Genomic DNA, 15,867 nt, shown 5'->3' on the forward strand with positions numbered 1-15,867 from the left:
CCCCCACGGGTGCGGCGCCCGCGCCACGGGCGCCGCGCTCAGCCGCCGAGCGTTCTCACCATGTTCATGATGGTCTCGACCTGCGCTCCGCCGTGGATGGGGTAGTTGGCGGCGCCGAGGTAGCCCCACCAGTCCCAGCAGCCGTTGGGGTTCACTCCGCTGGCCGTGGCCTGCGGATAGAGGACGATCATGTGGTTGGTGTCGGCGTACTGGTTGAGGTTGGCCCGGTCGACGAACGCCGTGCCGACAGCGCCGTAGCCCTGCTGGCAGCCGTGCAGCGCGACCATCAGCCGGCAGCTCTGCCCCGAGGAGCACGCGCCGGGGACGTACGCGAAACCGGAGCTGCCCATGCTCAGGCCGTTCGCCCAGCCGTTCACCGCGTGGCTGTCCTGGCTGAACTTGATGAGTTTCCCGGTGAGCGGGCCGGTGTTGGGCGCGGTGACGGAACCGAAGAGCTTGCGGAGCAGGGCGTTCTCCGGGTCGGTGCCGCAGTTGTTGAGGTAGGGCGAAGCGGTCGCGGTGCAGCCGAGGGTCCCGTACGGGGTGACCCATGCGTGCCCCGCGGCGGAACCGCTGTCGTACGTCACGCTTGCCCCGAAGTGCTGGAAGAAGCCGACTCCGTCATTGCTGACGGAGGTCTTCACCGTGGTGTCGTTCCCGCCGTGGTAGACGTACACCGGGCGGCCGGAGAGGTTGCTGATCGGATCGATCCAGCCGTAGGACGACCACGCCGACGCGTCCGCCTCCAGGGTGCTCAGGTAGGTGGGGTAGATGTTGTCCATGCAGCCGTACAGGGCCTGCGGGACGTTGCCCTGTGCGCAGTAGTACGGTCCCGCGCCGAACACCGCCGTCCCCTTGACCTGACGCGAGTACGCCACCTGGAGCTGACCGGCCATGTATCCGCCGGACGAGACACCGGAGACGAACACCCCGGAGACGTTGTACCGGGTCAGGGTGCCGGAGACGGGAGGCACCGTGTAGAGGGTCGCGGCCTCGGCGGTGCCTGCGGTCCCCGGCAGTGACAGCAGCGTCAGCAGGAGTCCGAGCACCGCAACGGGTGACCACCAGGACGTGCGTCGATGCTTTCTCATCGCTTGCTCCATCCCATGCGCCGGGCGGCCCGCACAGTGGTCCGGGCCGCACCGCTCCGCGGGCCACCAGCGGGGTCCGCGGAGCGACAGCAAGCACGCTAGGGACACCGGGGACAGCGGGCGATATGCGGCGCATCCACCTGATGGACCCCGGTATGGCAACCACACCCACAACCGCCCGGCCCGGTCGCACCCCGCTGCTCGACGCGTGCGCCGGGCGCCGGCGTCACGGAGGCCGCGCTTTTCGTCGCGCAGGCCCTCTCGTCATACGGTGATGTCGACTCCGGTCCCGGTGGGCAGCCACTGGAACCGGTCGCGGATCTCGGCCGGGGCGTTCGCCAGCTCGTTCTCGATGGCTGTGCGGCCTTCGTGGAAGTGGCTCCAGCCCTCGTAGTGGACGGGTATGGCGGTCCGTGGCCGGAGCAGGCCGCACAGTTCCACGGCCCGGCGCGCGGTCATGGTGTAGCGGACCGGGCCGGTGACGGGGAAGCGCACACCGCCCAGGTGCAGCAGCGCGGTGCCCACGTCCATACGGCGGGCCACTTGCCGCACCCCGTCGTGGAGGACCGTGTCCCCGGAGATCCACAGCACGCCGTGGCGCTGGCCGGCCCAGGACAGTGCGAAACCGGTGACGTCCCCGGCGACCGGCCGCGACAGCGGTGGGCCGTGGCGGGCGGGGGTGGCGGTGACGTCGATCGTCGGACGTCCCGGGGCCGCCAGGCGGTACGTCGTCCACGGCGCGAGACCGTGCGCGGCGCCGCCGAGCCGTCGTTCCCCGGACCGCGTGGTGAGCACGACGGTGGCGCGCGGGAGCAGCGCGCGTCCGGCCGTGTCGAGATTGTCGCCGTGATGGTCGTGGCTGAGCAGAACGGCGTCGATCGGGGGCAGGTCCGCGGCGGCGAGTGCGGGGCCTGCCGTCTTGCGGGAGGAGGTGCCCCAGCCGAAGGCGTAGCGGCGGCCGGGCGGATCGAACGTCGGGTCGGTCAGCAGCCGCCAGCCGCCGACCTCGATCAGTGTGGTCGGGCCCCCGATGTGGGTGAGGCGGGCGTCGGTCATGCGGTCATCCTTTCCGGCTGCCCGGGGCGGCCGGTGCGCGGCCACCCCGGGCGGGCTGGTGGTGGCCCTAGCGGGCGTGGGCGAGGGCCCAGGACAGGGCGTGGTCGGCGACCTCTTCCCAGCCGGGGGCGGCGGGCAGGAGATGCGGCCGACCGGCGTACTCCTTGACCTCGGTGACAGTGTCCGACTTGTAGTGTCCGGCGTTGGACCGCTGCACCTTCGGCGGCATCAGGTGGTCCAGCTCGCCGGAGACGAAGAGCAGAGGGGCGCGTGCGTCGTTGTGGTAGTCGACGTAGGTGTCCTGGTGGCCGGGCCGCAGGGTGGCCAGGGCGCTGTCCCAGAAGATGCGGCCGGACGCCGGGACGGCGTAGCGCTCGTACAGCGTCCTGGACTCCTCCTCGGTGAAGGTGTTGGTGAAGGCGTAGTGCCACTGCTCGTGGGTGAGGGCGACCGCCCGGTGCCGGTTGGCGGGGTTCCTGAGCACGGGGAAGGCCGACTTGATCTGGGTCAGCGGTACGACCGCGACGCCTTCGGTCGGTGCGGAGTTGATCGCCACGCCCGCGGCGCCGTGGCCGCGGTCCAGCAGGAGCTGTACGAAGACACCGCCCGCCGAGTGGCCGATCAGCACGGGCGGCTTCTCCAGCCCGCGGATCAGGGTTTCCAGGCTTTCGACGATCTGGGGGACGGTGACCTTCTCGATCGGGGTCGGGTCGGCGTTCAGCGACTCGACCTCCACCTCGAAACCGGGGTAGGCGGGCGCCAGAACGCGGTAGCCGCGTTTCTCGTAGTGGTCGATCCACTGCTCCCAGCTGCGGGGTGTCACCCAGAAGCCGTGGATCAGGACGATGGTGTCAGGTGTGCTCATGGTGTCTCTCCCTGGATATCGGGGGGGCTCGGTGGCGGGCGGTCCTCGGTCCTACGAGGTGAGGAAGGCCAGCAGGTCGGCGCCGAGCCGGTCCTTGTGGGTGTCGGTGATGCCGTGCGGTGCGCCCGGGTAGACCGTGAGCGTCGCGTTCTCGATCCGTGCCGCCGAGGCCTTGCCGCCCACCTCGAACGGCACCACCTGGTCGTCGTCACCGTGGATGACCAGCGTAGGCACGTCGAAGGCGTCGAGGTCGGCACGGAAGTCCGTGGCCGAGAAGGCCGCGATGCACTCGTACGCGTTGCGGTGCCCGGCTTGCAGCCCCTGGAGGCAGAACGCGTCCCGCACTCCCTCCGAGACACTGGCACCGGGACGGTTGCCGCCGAAGAACGGCCCGTCGGCCAGGTCGCGGTAGAGCTGCGACCGGTCGGCGAGCGACCCGGCCCGCATCGCGTCGAACACCTCGGCGGGAACCCCACCGGGGTTGTCGCCGGTCTTGAGCATGAACGGCGGCACGGCGGAGACCAGCACGAGCCGGGTGACGCGGGTGGTGCCGTGCCGGCCGACGTAGCGGGCGACCTCGCCGCCTCCGGCCGAGAACCCGACGAGCGCCGCGTCACGCAGGCCGAGGGTCTCGACGAGCGTGGCGAGGTCGTCCGCGTAGGTGTCCATGTCGTTGCCGTGCCAGGTCTGGGCGGACCGGCCGTGGCCGCGGCGGTCGTGGGCGATGACGCGGAAACCGTGGGAGGCGAGGAAGAGCATCTGCGCCTCCCAGCTGTCCGCGTTCAGCGGCCAGCCGTGGCTGAGCACGACCGGCCGGCCGCGGCCCCAGTCCTTGTAGTGGATCTGCGCGCCGTCCGGGGCGGCGACGTAGGGCATGGGAATGCTCCCGTCTTCGGGATCTTGGTCCGACACCTGATCTTCGGGTGTGCGGGCGGACCGTCGTATCCCGTGCCGCGCGTAGTCGTCATGCCCGTTCAGACATCGGGTGACTGGGCGAGCTGCCGCCGGGAGGTCACGTTGAGCTTCCGGAAGACCTTCCGCAGGTGGTAGTCGACAGTGCTGGCGCTGATGAACAACTGAGCCGCGATCTCCGCATTGGTCGCGCCGCCCTTGGCGAGCCGGGCGATGGCGAACTCCTGCGCGGTCAGGACGCTCGCCGTCCGGGCCGGGCCGCGATGGGCCTGCTCACCGGTGGCCGCCAACTCGTGCCCGGCGCGCGTGGCGTACCCGGCGGCCCGCATGTGCTCGAACATTGAGACGGCCGTGCGCAGTTGCTCGCGGGCGTCCTTGCGGCGCCGCTGCCGCCGCAGCCACTCGCCGTACAGCAGGCGCGCGATGGCGAGGTCGGTACGTGCCCGGGTGCCGGACAGCAGGCTGATCGCGTGGGCGTAGAGCGGCTCGGCGCGGCTCGGGGGCGCGAGCAGGGCCTGCGAGCGGGCCAGCAGGCCCAGCGCCCACGGCGTTCCGCTGGCCGCCGCCCGGGACGCGAGGGTGCGCAGGGCCGCCGTTGCCAGGACGCGGTCGCCCGAGCGCACCGACGCCTCGACGAGCGGAGGGAGCAGCCGCGAGTGCACCCCGAGCGTGTCGTGTTCGACCAGCGCGCGGGCGGTCCCGCGGGCCTCGGCGTAGTCGCCGCGTCCCAGCGCGAGGATCACCGTGCCGATGCGGGCGATCGACTCGACCGCGCCGGCCCCGAGCCAGGTCCCGGCCTCCATGCAGCCGCGCAGCACCTCTCCGAGGCGGTCGCCGTCGGCACGCCAGGCGAGCAGTTCGGGATGCCGGTAGAGCTCCCACACATCGTCGGTCGCGCCGATCGCGGAGCGGATCTGGTGGCCCTCGGTGAGCAGGTCGCCGGCCGTCGCCAGCTCACCGAGGTTGGTCTCGGACATGGTCGCGCAGTACAGCGCGTTGTCCAGCTGCCACAGGGCGCCGCTGCGGCGAGCGGCGTCCGCCGCCCGTCGGATGATCGCCGTGTGAGCCTCCTCGTCCCACTGCATCATGGACATCGTGACGGCGGGCAGGTAGCAGCGCAGGACTTCCTCGTCCGGCGTCGTGCGGTCCAGCAGCGCCGCGCAGGCCAGCCGCATGTCGGGCACGGCCTGCTCGTACCCTTCCGTGGCCAGCCGGGCGAAGGCCCGTAGGACGAGTTCGCGGGTTGTCGGGGGCGTGGCGGGTGCCGGGTCCTCGGCATGGGTCAGGACATCCTCGACGGCCCGGGCGATCTTCTCCGGCGTCGTGCCCCGCATCAGGTGCTCCGCGCTGATGGCGCGCTCGATCGTGGTGAGCAGCGCGTCGCGGGCGAGGTCCGGCGCCTTGTCCCGGAAGGCCAGCGCGGCGTCCAGGCACAGCGCGGGCGACCGCGCGAACGCCTCGGCGTCGCCCAGCGCGACGAGCGCCTGGGCCCGTACCAGCAGCGCTCTCCCCCGGCCGACCTCGTCGGCCAGGCCGTCGTCGATCCCACCCAGCAGCGTCCGCGCCTGGAGCGGTGCCCCGGCGGTCAGCGCCGACTCGGCCGCCGCGAGCAGCCGCTCGGCACGGCGGTGTTCCTCGGGCGTCAGCTCGGCGGCCCGGGTGAGGAAGGCGGTACGGGCCGCGTGACCGCCGCGTGCGCCCGCCCGGTCGGCCACATGGGCCACTTCGGCGGCGACGCTCTCGTCGGGACCGGGCGAGGCCGCTGCCAGGTGCCAGGCCCTCCTGTCGCCGTCGGCCGCGCTGCTGGTGGCCGCGGCCAGCGCGTGGTGCGCGCGCCGGCGCTGGACGCTGGTCGCGCCGCCGTAGACCGCCGACCGCACCAGCGGATGGCGGAACACCGCGGTGGCGCGCAGGATCAGCAGGCGCGCGGCTTCGGCCGGTCCGATGGCGTCGGGCCCGACGCCCAGCCGGGTGGCCGCCCCGGAGATGTACGCGAGGTTCCCGCCGGGTTCGGCCGCGGCGAGCAGCAGCCAGGTCTGCGTGTCTTCCGGCAGCTCGCTGACCTGGCGCAGGTAGTGCTCCTCCAACCGGCCGCCCACCGGCAGCGGATCGGGCAGCGCCAGCCCGCCCGACAACTGGCCGGTCGACAGCTCCTGCCCGAGATCCGTCAGGGCCAGCGGGTTCCCGGACGTCGCGGTCACGATCCGCGCCCCGACGCGGACGTCCAGCGGGCCGTCGACCACCGAACGCAGCAGTTCCAGCGCGAACGGCTCCTCCAGACCGGCGACTTCGGTGACGGGCTCGGGCAGCCCCACCAGCCCGTCGAAACCGGTGCGCGCGGCGAACACGAGGCCGACGCCCTCGGCATGTACGCGGCGACCGACGAAGGCCAGCACGCACAGCGACTCCTCGTCGAGCCACTGCGCGTCGTCCACGCAGGCCAGCACCGGGCGCTGACCGGCGGCCTCGGCCAGCAGCGTGAGCGCCGCGAGCCCCACCAGGAACCGGTCGGCCGGCGGCCCGTCGGCCAGCCCGCAGGCCACCATCAGCCCCTCCCGCTGCCTCGCGGGGAGCTCGTCCGCGTGGTTCAGGAACGGTATGAGCATCCGGTGCAGGGCCGCGAAGGGGAAACCGGCCTCCGCCTCCACCCCCGACACCCGGACGACCCGCAGATCGGCGGCCTCGGCGGCGACGTAGTCCAGCAGCGCCGTCTTGCCGACGCCCGCGTCGCCCCGCAACAGCACGACGCCGCTGCGGCCTTCCCGTACGGTCGCCACCAGGCGGTCGAGTCGTTCGCATTCCGGGGCCCGCCCCATGAGGATCATGTCAACGCCGTTCGGGAAAGCTAGGTGAGTGAGACGGCCACCGGCAGCCCGGGGTCCTTGGTGCATTCAATCAGTTCGGCACGCGGATGTTCCAGGGCGGACGGGTGTGAAAGGTGAACGAAGGGTTATTCCGCGCCCGCCGGCGGCGGTTACTGGAAGCTCACGGTCGTCTGGCTGCTCACCGACTTGGTGGGGACGGTGACGGTCAGGGTCCGCTTGGCGCTGTTCCAGGACCAGCTGGACGGGGGCGCCGTGGCCCCGTCGATCGCGACCGACGACGGCGCGGTGGCGTTGAGGAAGACCGCCGTCCACTGGCGCTGCGTCACCTGGCCGGGGAAGGACCCCACGACCGGACTGACCGTCAGCGTGCGGGTGGCGCCGCTCTGGGCGTACTGGATCGCGGTGGTCGCGCTCGGGCCGCCGGCGGTGGTGCCGTCGTCCTCGTAGAGGCTGGTGGAGCCCGCCGCTCCCACCGGGACGGTGAGCGCCACCTTGGACAGGGGGTTCTGCACGTCGTTGGTGACGTTGACCGTGCGGGCCGGCATGATGCCGCCGGACTTGATGAACACCGGCATCGAGTTGAGGTCGGTGGTCACGTTCTGGATCGTGCCGCCGGCGTAGGTGGTGCCGGTGAAGTAGTCGGTCCACTGGCCGCCCGGCGGGAACCACACCCGGGTGGTGGCCGTCGTGCCGGGCGTCGTCACCGGCGCGACCAGCACGTTCGGCCCGTACAGGTACTCGGCTCCGAATGTGGCGTAGGCCTCCTGCTCCTCCGGGTACCGCACGTACGTCGGGGTCACCACCGGCATGCCGGTCAGGGCGGCCTGCCGCGCGAGGGAGTAGGTGTACGGGACCAGGTTCTCGCGGAGGTTGAGGAACTTCTCCGCGGAGGTCTTCGCCGCGGCACCGTACTGCCAGGGCAGCCGGTCGCTGTGGTTGCCGTGCAGCCGGTCGATCGGCTGGAACGTGCCCAGCTGTACCCACCGGGCGTACAGGTCGTCGGCGAGCTTGGTGCTGCCCGGCTCGGCGCCGGGGGCCTGCGTGCCGTCGTTGTTGAACCCGCCGATGTCGTGGCTGACGGCGGACAGCCCGGTGGCCACCGACTCGGCCGGCGTGTACCCGACTTCGGCCTTGACCGTCTCCCAGCTGGAGGTGGTGTCACCGGTGAAGTGGACGGTCGTGCGCTTGTCGGCCCACGGTCCGGTCGGCTGGCCGGTCGGGCCGAGGTACCCGTCCCGTTGCAGGGAGCTGTAGGCGCGGGAGAGGGCGAACCCGCGGCCGACGTTCTTGGCGGTGTCGTTGGCGTACTGCTCGTTGATCCAGGCGTCGGGGGTGACGCCGGCCAGGGTGGAGAAGGACTGCTCGCAGCACCAGTCCAGCCACCAGAAGTCCGCGCCCTGCGCTTCCATCGGCTGGTGCAGGTCCAGGTACGCCTCAAGCTGGTCCGGGTCGCCGAAGTCGAAGGTGTAGCAGTCGCCGTGCGCCGGGTCCCGGAAGCACAGGGTGTTGTCGGGCGTGAGCTCGTTGTTGGCGGTGGCCTGGGTCTGGGCGTACTGCGGGTCCGTCGGGAGGATGCTCGGGTGGATGTTGAGCGTGTTGTGCAGGCCCTGGGAGGCCGACCAGTCGAAGAAGCCGGTCGGGTCGGGGAACTTGGCGGTGTCGATCTCCCAGCCGTTCCACCGGTCCGGTGACTTGAAGTCGGTGTCGGTGACCAGGACGTCCAGCGGCACGCCGTCGCTGCGGAACCGGGGGATGATCGTGTTCTGGTAGTCGGCTGCCGTGCGGTCGTAGTACTCCGAGTACCACACCCCGTAGGCCCAGCGCGGCAGCAGCTTCGACGGTCCGGTCAGCTTCGCCAGATCGGCCAGGCCCTGCCCGTAGTCGTGGCCGTAGCCGAACACGTACCCGTCCTGGTACGGCTGCCCGCCGTGGCCGGGTCGGGGGGTCACCTGCTTGGTCACGTTGTTGAAGATCGCCGACGCGGTGTCGTCGAGCAGGCTCCAGCCGTCCTGGTACATCAGGCCGGGAGTGGTGAGCTGGGCGCCGTTGGTGTTGTCCAGGGCGCGGCGGTAGCCGCCGAGTGCGGCGTGCGGGGACAGCGGCGCGGACCCGGTGGCGGTGGCGGCGACGGTGTCGAGGTTGAGCTTGCAACTGCTCGGCCCCGGGCAACCGATGGTCACGTTGTTCGTGCCCGCGCTCAGGGTGACCGGGACCGTGATCGTCCGCCAGGAGTCCCAACTGCTGGTGATGGGCACACTCACCGTGGCGGCGGGGGCCGAGCCGACCGCGACGGAGATCGTGCCGGGCACCGGCTGCGCGTTGGAGACACGCAACTGGAGCGAGTACGAGCCGGCCACCGGCACGTCGGCGAACCGGACGGTGTCGCTCGCGCCGTCCTGGAGCCCGGCGACGAAACCGGTGCCGGAGTGGCCGTTGTGGTCCTTCTGCACGGACGCGGTCCCGCCGAACTGGCCCGCCTCCGCCTCGCACACCGTGCCGTAGGCGCAGTTCATGAGCGGCGCGGCCGCCGGGCCGGGGTAGGGGGAGCCGGTCGTGACCACGGCGGTGCTGTCGACGTTGACGTGGCCCGAGCTGGTGCCGGTGCGGGCGAGGGTGACGGTGTGCCGGCCCTCGGGCAGGCTGAGCGAGGTGGTGGCGACCGCCCACGTGTTCCAGTCCGCGGTGGTCGGCAGGGTCAGCGTCTGGCCCGCGCCGCCGTCGACGGAGACGGTCAGCGTACGGGTGGTGTTCTGCCCGTCGCCGCCGAGGCTGTTGGCGTACCGCGCGGCGAACTCGTACGTGCCGGCGCTGGGCGCGTTGACCGCGAAGGACGCCGAGTCGCCCACGCTCTCGAAGCCCGCGGCGAACCCGGAGCCGGTGTGGCCGGGGTGGTCCGAGGCGGTGTTCACGCCGGTCAGGAGCTGGCTCTCGGCCTCGCACGCCGCACCGAACGCGCAGGTGGGCAGGAAGGGGCTGGGCTGCCACGGCGTGGCCGTGACGCTCTGCGGACCGCTGTTCACCCTGACCGTGAGGTTCTGGTCGGTGAACTGCCCGGAGCCGACCTTGTACTTCAACGTCACGGCGCTCGTGGTGAGCGTCAGCCAGCCGGCGCTGGTCTGCGTCGTGAAGGGGGTCTGGCCGAATCCGTCCCGGCCGATGGCGTTGAAGGTGGCGGCGTCGACGAACGCGCCGTCACCGGCGTACTCCGTGCGGATCAGGGTGGGCGAGAGCACCTCGAAGCGGGCGTTCCCCGAGACCACCGCCCCGTCCTGGGCGGCGGCCGAAGCGACGGAGGCGCCTGTGGTGCTGACGAGTGTCGCGGCGACGGTGGTCGCGGCGGCGACGACGGCGACGGCTCTCACGCGGAGTCTTTTCCTGCGATGGGCCATGTGCAACTCCCTTGTTGACTCGGTCGCTGCCGCTCTCACCGCAGCGATCGTCCGGTCCGGTCCACCGGCCGCGGCCGGGCCGCCGCCCGTGGCCTCGGGCGTTCCTGGCGTCGTCAACGTCGTCGCCTCCACGATCGCTGCGGGTGGGGCCGCGACACCGCCACGGGCGGGTCTTCGCGGTGCGGAGCGCCGGCGGGGCAGCCGCGCCCGCCGGTGGGCGGGTGCGTGCTGTGGGGGTGCGTTACCGGCGGATGACGGGAGTCTGATCCTCAGAGTTTCGTGCGTCAAGCAAAAAACACGATGTTTATCGACGCGCGTCCTGGCGACCCTGCCGTGCGGCAGCGGTGGGCGCCTGCGCGGCGGGCCCTGACCACCCGCGGCCGGCGCAGCCGCACCCTCGGCCGCAGCAGGTGCCGAGTATGGGTATCGGTGCTGCTCAGTGATACCGCGACAGGTGTGGGACGAGCGGCGCGGGTACCGCCGTACCGCACCCGCCGACCGGTCCGCGGGCGCCGCCACCCGGCCCTGTGTGCGCTGCCACGCCATGGGCACCCTGCCGTGCGGCCCGGATCGCGGCGGCCTTCACCCGCACTCGGACCTGACGCGACGGCAGTTTCCGTTTCGATGCTGCATTTTTTCTTGACGTACGAAACGTTGGGGACCACACTCCCGTCATCCGTCGGCAACGCAACCGGCGGCCCCCACCCTCCCCGGGAACGGCCGCGGCCCGTTCCACCCCCCACCCGAGTGATCGTGGAGGCGACGTTGACTATTTCACGAAGGGCCCTGGTCAAAGGGGCCGGTACGGCCGCTCTCGGCGGCCTGGTGGTCGGTACCCTGGGCCGCGGCCAGGCCACGGCGGTGCCGCTGCCGCCGGCCAACAGCCGGGACAGCGTCTTCACCCGCGGCGGCGTGGGCCCGAAGTACTGGAGCGTCTACGGCTGGGACTACCCCAACAACCAGGCCCTGCCGGAATCGGTGTGGCAGCAGAACATCGACTGGGTGGCCACGACCTTCAAGCCGTACGGCTACACCATGGCGTGCACCGACGGCTGGCTCGACTTCACCCAGAACACCACCGAGCACGGCTACATCCGCAGCTACCAGGACACCTGGCAGCACGACTGGGCCTACTGGTCGAACTACCTCAAGGCCCGCGGCATGACCCTGGGCGTCTACTACAACCCGCTGTGGGTCTGCAAGAACGCCGTCGCCGACCCCGCCAAGACGGTGGTGGGCCGGCCGGACGTCAAGATCGCCGACATCGTCACCGCGGGCGACTTCTTCGGCGGCGACATCGGCAACAAGACCCTCTACTGGGTGGACGTCACCAAGGACGGCGCCAGGGAGTACGTCCAGGGCTACGTCCGCTACTTCCGCGACATGGGCGTGCCGTATCTGCGCGTGGACTTCCTGAGCTGGTACGAATCCGGTTTCGACCAGAACATCGGCGGGCCGGTCGGCATCGCCCACGGCGCCGCGAACTACGCGACCGCGCTGTCGTGGATGAACGACGCCGCCCTGGACGACGTCGAGCTGAGCCTGGTCATGCCGAACCTCTTCGACCACGCGGCCACCGAGGTCCGGTACGGCGACATGGTCCGTATCAACGACGACGTGACCAACGGCGGCTGGGGCAACCTCAGCGGCGGCCGGCAGAACTGGACGAGCAACTGGTCGCAGTGGCACAACCCGTTCACCGGCTTCACGGGGTTCGCCGACCGCGCCGGGCGCGACCAGCTCATCCTGGACGGCGACTTCCTGATCCTGAACAGTTTCGCCAACGACGACGAGCGGCGGACCGCGGTCAGCCTCTACACCATGGCCGGCTCCCCGCTCGCGATCGCCGACCGCGTGGACAACATCGGCGCCAACGCCGCCTTCTACACCAACACCGAGGTGCTCGCCCTGCACGACCAGGGACTGGCGGGCAAGCCGTACTTCTATCACGCGACCCCGTACTCCACCGACGCCGGAAGCCGCGACACCGAGCGCTGGGCCGGGCAACTCCCGGACGGAACCTGGGCGGTGGGCCTGTTCAACCGGGGTGACGGCCCGGGCCAGACGACCAAGTCCCTGAATTTCACCGCGGACCTCGGCATCAACGGCCTCGCCGACGTACGGGACGTGTGGGCCCACCAGAACCTCGGCGGACTGACCAGCCTGAGCGCCGCCCTGAACCCGCACGCCTGCCGCCTGGTCCGTGTGACCCCGCGCGAGACGGTCCGCCGCTACCAGGCCGCCTTCGCCGCGTGGGGCGGCGGCGCCGGCTTCAACAACGACCACCCGGGCCACAGCGCGATGGGCTTCGTCGACGGACTCGGCACCGTGGGTGCCAGCGTCACCTTCGGCGTCCAGGCACCGCAGGCCGGCATCTACACCATCCGCTTCCGGTACGGCAACGCCACCGGGGCGACCGCCACCCAGACGCTCTCCGTACGCAACCAGGCCGGCGTCTACGCGGCGACTCCCAGCCGGATCTCCTTCCCCAACCTCGCCAACTGGGACACCTGGAGCACCGTCAGCGCGACGGTCGCCCTGCACGCGGGCGTCAACGTCCTCACCATGACGCGGACCAGCCAGGACGCCGGGGCGATCAACCTGAACTACGTGGAACTGGACATCTGAGCCGTCCGCCGGCCCGCGCCCACAGGGAGACCGCATGAAGCGAAGGACAGCTCTGTTCGGCATGGTTCCCGCCGCCCTGGCACTCGGCGGCGTCACCGCTGCGGCGCCCCGGGCCGAGGCGGCGACGGGGGAGCGGCTCGGCGACTGCGCGAGCCACACGGCGGACGCCCGCAGCATCACGGTGACCAGCGTCACCGGCCAGAAGGTGAGGATCACCGCGTACGGCGACCAGATCGTCCGGGTCCGGGCGGTCCGCGGCGGCGAGAGCTTCTTCGCGGACACGCGGTACGAGATGGTCGTGCCCGCGAATCACGCCGGGATGGGCGGCAGCCTCGGCATCACCGACACCGGGACCGCCTTCACGATCACCACCGCCGCGCCCGACGGCATCCGGATCGTGCTGCGCAAGAACCCGTTGCGGCTGGAGTTCTACCACCGCGGCACCGGGGCCCTGCTGGCGAAGGAAGACGGTACGCACGGCATCACCTGGGGCGGCACCGACAACAGCGTCGTCACCGAATCCTTCGTGGCCCCGGCGCCGGACGAGCGTTTCGTCAAGGCAGGACACGGGCTGTACGGGCGGTCGCCCAGGCTCGACCGGACCGGCGACATTGTGGCGCACAATTACGCCACGGCCACCGGGGGAGTGGAGCAGGCACCCGCGATCGTGCCTTTCTACCTCTCCAGCAAGGGGTACGGAGTCTTCTTCAACACCACCTTCGACACCGCCTTCACCTTCGGCGTCGGCGGCGCGTACGAATTCTCCGCCGACGACCACGCCACCGGTGGCGTCCGGCCGCAGATGGACTACTTCCTGATCAACGGCCCGGAGTTCGCCAAACTGCTTGACCGTTATACGCAGCTCACCGGACGCCCGCGCCTGCCGCGGCTGTCCGTGTTCGGCCTGCAGATGTCCGACAAGAACTTCCCCGATGTCAGCGACCAGAACTGGTGGCGGGACAAGATCACCCGGCACCGGGGCGCCGGCTTCCCGTTCGATCACCAGGTCAACGACAACCGCTGGCGGGAGGGTTCGGGCGCATGGTCCGGATCATGGTTCGACTTCAGCGCCGAGCGATGGCCCGACCCCGCCGGCTACCAGGCCTGGGCCGCCGCCAACGGCGTCACCGTCACCCTGGACTACAACCGCAACAACTCCAACGAGATGGCGGGCTGGACCGCCGGTCCGCCGCCCGGCTACAGCTTTCAGACCGGCGACCTCACCGGCGTCTCCCAGAACGACGCCGTGCCCGACTGGAGCAACCCCGCCGCACGCGGGTGGCTGTGGAACGTCTTCTGGACCCAGGCCCTCGACCCCGCACTGCGTTACCCCGGGGACGGGCTCTGGCTCGACGAGACAGACGAACTCGGGCCCATCCCCTACAACGCCGACACCGCGGACGGCCGGAAATGGTCGGAGGTGCGCAACGCGTACTTCTTCCACCTGCACAAGGGCGTCGGCGAGGAAGGCTGGGATCCCGACACGGCGGGCCACATCGGCAACGCCAGGCGTCCGTGGACCTGGAGCCGAGGCGCGTCCGCCGGGCAGCAGCGCTACGGCCATTACTGGACCGGCGACATCGTCTCCACCTACGACGAGATGCAGATGCAGATCAGGGGAATGCAGGCGGCCGGCCTGGGCGGTTTTCCCTATGCCAACATCGACGGCGGCGGTTTCCACGGCGGCCCGGGCAACGGCCTGATCTCCGATGCCTTCTACCGCAACTGGCCCGCCGCCTGGTCGAGTCTCTCCCCGATCTGGAGACCCCACAGCGGTGCCAACACCACGACCCAGGGCCAGTCGGCGTCCCGCTGGCCGCTCGACCAGAGTGCGGTCAACCAGGCGGACTTCAAGAAGTACGCCGAACTCCGGTACACGCTCATGCCCTACATCTACACCGTCGCCCACGAAGCGAGCGCCACCGGAATGCCGATGGCCCGGGCCATGGTCGTCGACTACCAGAACAGGGCGAACGCCTACGCGCACGATCTGCAGTATCTGTGGGGCCCGTCGATCCTCGTGGCCCCGCTGACCTCGGACGGCGGGGCCACCCAGCTCATCTGGCTGCCGGCCGGCGACACCTGGTACAACTTCTGGTACGACATTAAGCACACCGGCTCGGACACCGGCGACCTCCCCTATGTCACGCGGACCGGAGAGACACCGATGTTCGTGAAGGCGGGTGCGATCCTGCCGAAATACCCGTACGCGCAGAGCACTGCCTATCTGAACAAAAGGCAGTTGGAGATGGACGTCTACTCCGGCGCCGACGGCGGTTTCGACCTCGTCGAGGACGACGGGACCACCGAAAGCCACCGGGTCGACGGCGCGAAGAGCGTCACGAGCCTTTCCTACACCGATGCGGCGACCAGAACCGTCATCACCCACCCGCAGGGAACCTACACGGGCGCACCCACCGCACGCCGCTATGTCGTACGCCTCCACGGGCTGTCCTCACCCGTCGGCATGCGGGTCAACGGCGGCGCCACCCTGCCCGCCCGCACCAGCGAGGCGGCGGCGGTCGTGAGCGGCGGCGGCACCGTGTGGGACCCGGCCGGGAAGATCCTCTCCGTCGTCACCCCGTCCCTCGCCACCGTCCCGGGCGGTGGTGCCGCCGCCACGATCGAGCCGAGCGGCGCTCCCTTCCCGCCCGTGACGGGCGGCACCGTCCACCAGGCCGAGCGCGCGTACCTCAGCGGCGCGTTCATCGACACCCGCCACCCGGAGTACACCGGGACCGGCTTCGTGGACTTCGCCGACTCCTCGGCGAGCGGCGCCTTCGTCGAATGGACCGTCGACGTCCCCGCGGCCGGCCCGCGTACTCTCACGTTCCGCTATGCCAACGGCGGCACCGCCGACCGCCCCCTGTCGGTCTCCGTCAACGGCGCCACGGTCCACAGCGCCCTCCCCTTCAACCCGACCGGCGACTGGAGCACCTGGAACACGACGTCCCTCGGCGCCTCCCTGCCCGCGGGCGCGGCCGTCACGATCCGCGCGACCACGACCGGGTCCAACGGCGCCAACATCGACAGCCTCACGATCACCTGACCGCGGACGCGGTGGCCGCGGGCCGCCGGTCGGGGTGACCGGCGGCCCGCGG

At 71.1% G+C, this 15,867-nt stretch carries 8 protein-coding genes; 2 read left to right on the forward strand and 6 right to left on the reverse strand.

The window, feature by feature from the left end; translation table 11 throughout:
• Positions 1 to 38: 38 nt before the first annotated feature.
• The 6 genes from VIW71_RS22065 to VIW71_RS22090 form a co-directional block, all read right to left on the reverse strand.
• Positions 39 to 1,091 (reverse strand): PHB depolymerase family esterase, encoded by a 1,053-nt coding sequence (locus VIW71_RS22065; RefSeq protein ID WP_331624215.1) that lies wholly within the window; start codon positions 1,089 to 1,091, stop codon positions 39 to 41.
• A 264-nt stretch (positions 1,092 to 1,355) separates the two neighbouring features.
• Positions 1,356 to 2,147, reverse strand: coding sequence for an MBL fold metallo-hydrolase (locus tag VIW71_RS22070; RefSeq protein ID WP_331624217.1), 792 nt, complete (start codon positions 2,145 to 2,147; stop codon positions 1,356 to 1,358).
• Between the two features lie 67 nt (positions 2,148 to 2,214).
• Entirely contained in the window at positions 2,215 to 3,012 is a 798-nt protein-coding gene (locus tag VIW71_RS22075; protein WP_331624219.1) for an alpha/beta hydrolase, read from the reverse strand.
• A 51-nt stretch (positions 3,013 to 3,063) separates the two neighbouring features.
• Positions 3,064 to 3,888, reverse strand: a complete 825-nt coding sequence (locus VIW71_RS22080) for an alpha/beta fold hydrolase (protein ID WP_331624220.1) — start codon at positions 3,886 to 3,888, stop codon at positions 3,064 to 3,066.
• A 98-nt stretch (positions 3,889 to 3,986) separates the two neighbouring features.
• Positions 3,987 to 6,749 (reverse strand): helix-turn-helix transcriptional regulator, encoded by a 2,763-nt coding sequence (locus VIW71_RS22085; RefSeq protein WP_331624221.1) that lies wholly within the window; start codon positions 6,747 to 6,749, stop codon positions 3,987 to 3,989.
• Positions 6,750 to 6,898: 149 nt separating this feature from the next.
• Entirely contained in the window at positions 6,899 to 10,138 is a 3,240-nt protein-coding gene (locus tag VIW71_RS22090; protein ID WP_414720808.1) for a TIM-barrel domain-containing protein, read from the reverse strand.
• A gap of 765 nt (positions 10,139 to 10,903) precedes the next feature.
• Here VIW71_RS22090 and VIW71_RS22095 point away from each other — a divergent pair.
• Entirely contained in the window at positions 10,904 to 12,766 is a 1,863-nt protein-coding gene (locus VIW71_RS22095) for a carbohydrate-binding protein (RefSeq protein WP_331624223.1), read from the forward strand.
• Positions 12,767 to 12,800: 34 nt separating this feature from the next.
• Entirely contained in the window at positions 12,801 to 15,815 is a 3,015-nt protein-coding gene (locus VIW71_RS22100) for a TIM-barrel domain-containing protein (RefSeq protein ID WP_331624224.1), read from the forward strand.
• The last annotated feature ends 52 nt before the right edge of the window (positions 15,816 to 15,867 follow it).

Origin of the sequence: Streptomyces sp., from assembly GCF_036524955.1 — a bacterium.
GTDB lineage: Bacteria > Actinomycetota > Actinomycetes > Streptomycetales > Streptomycetaceae > Actinacidiphila.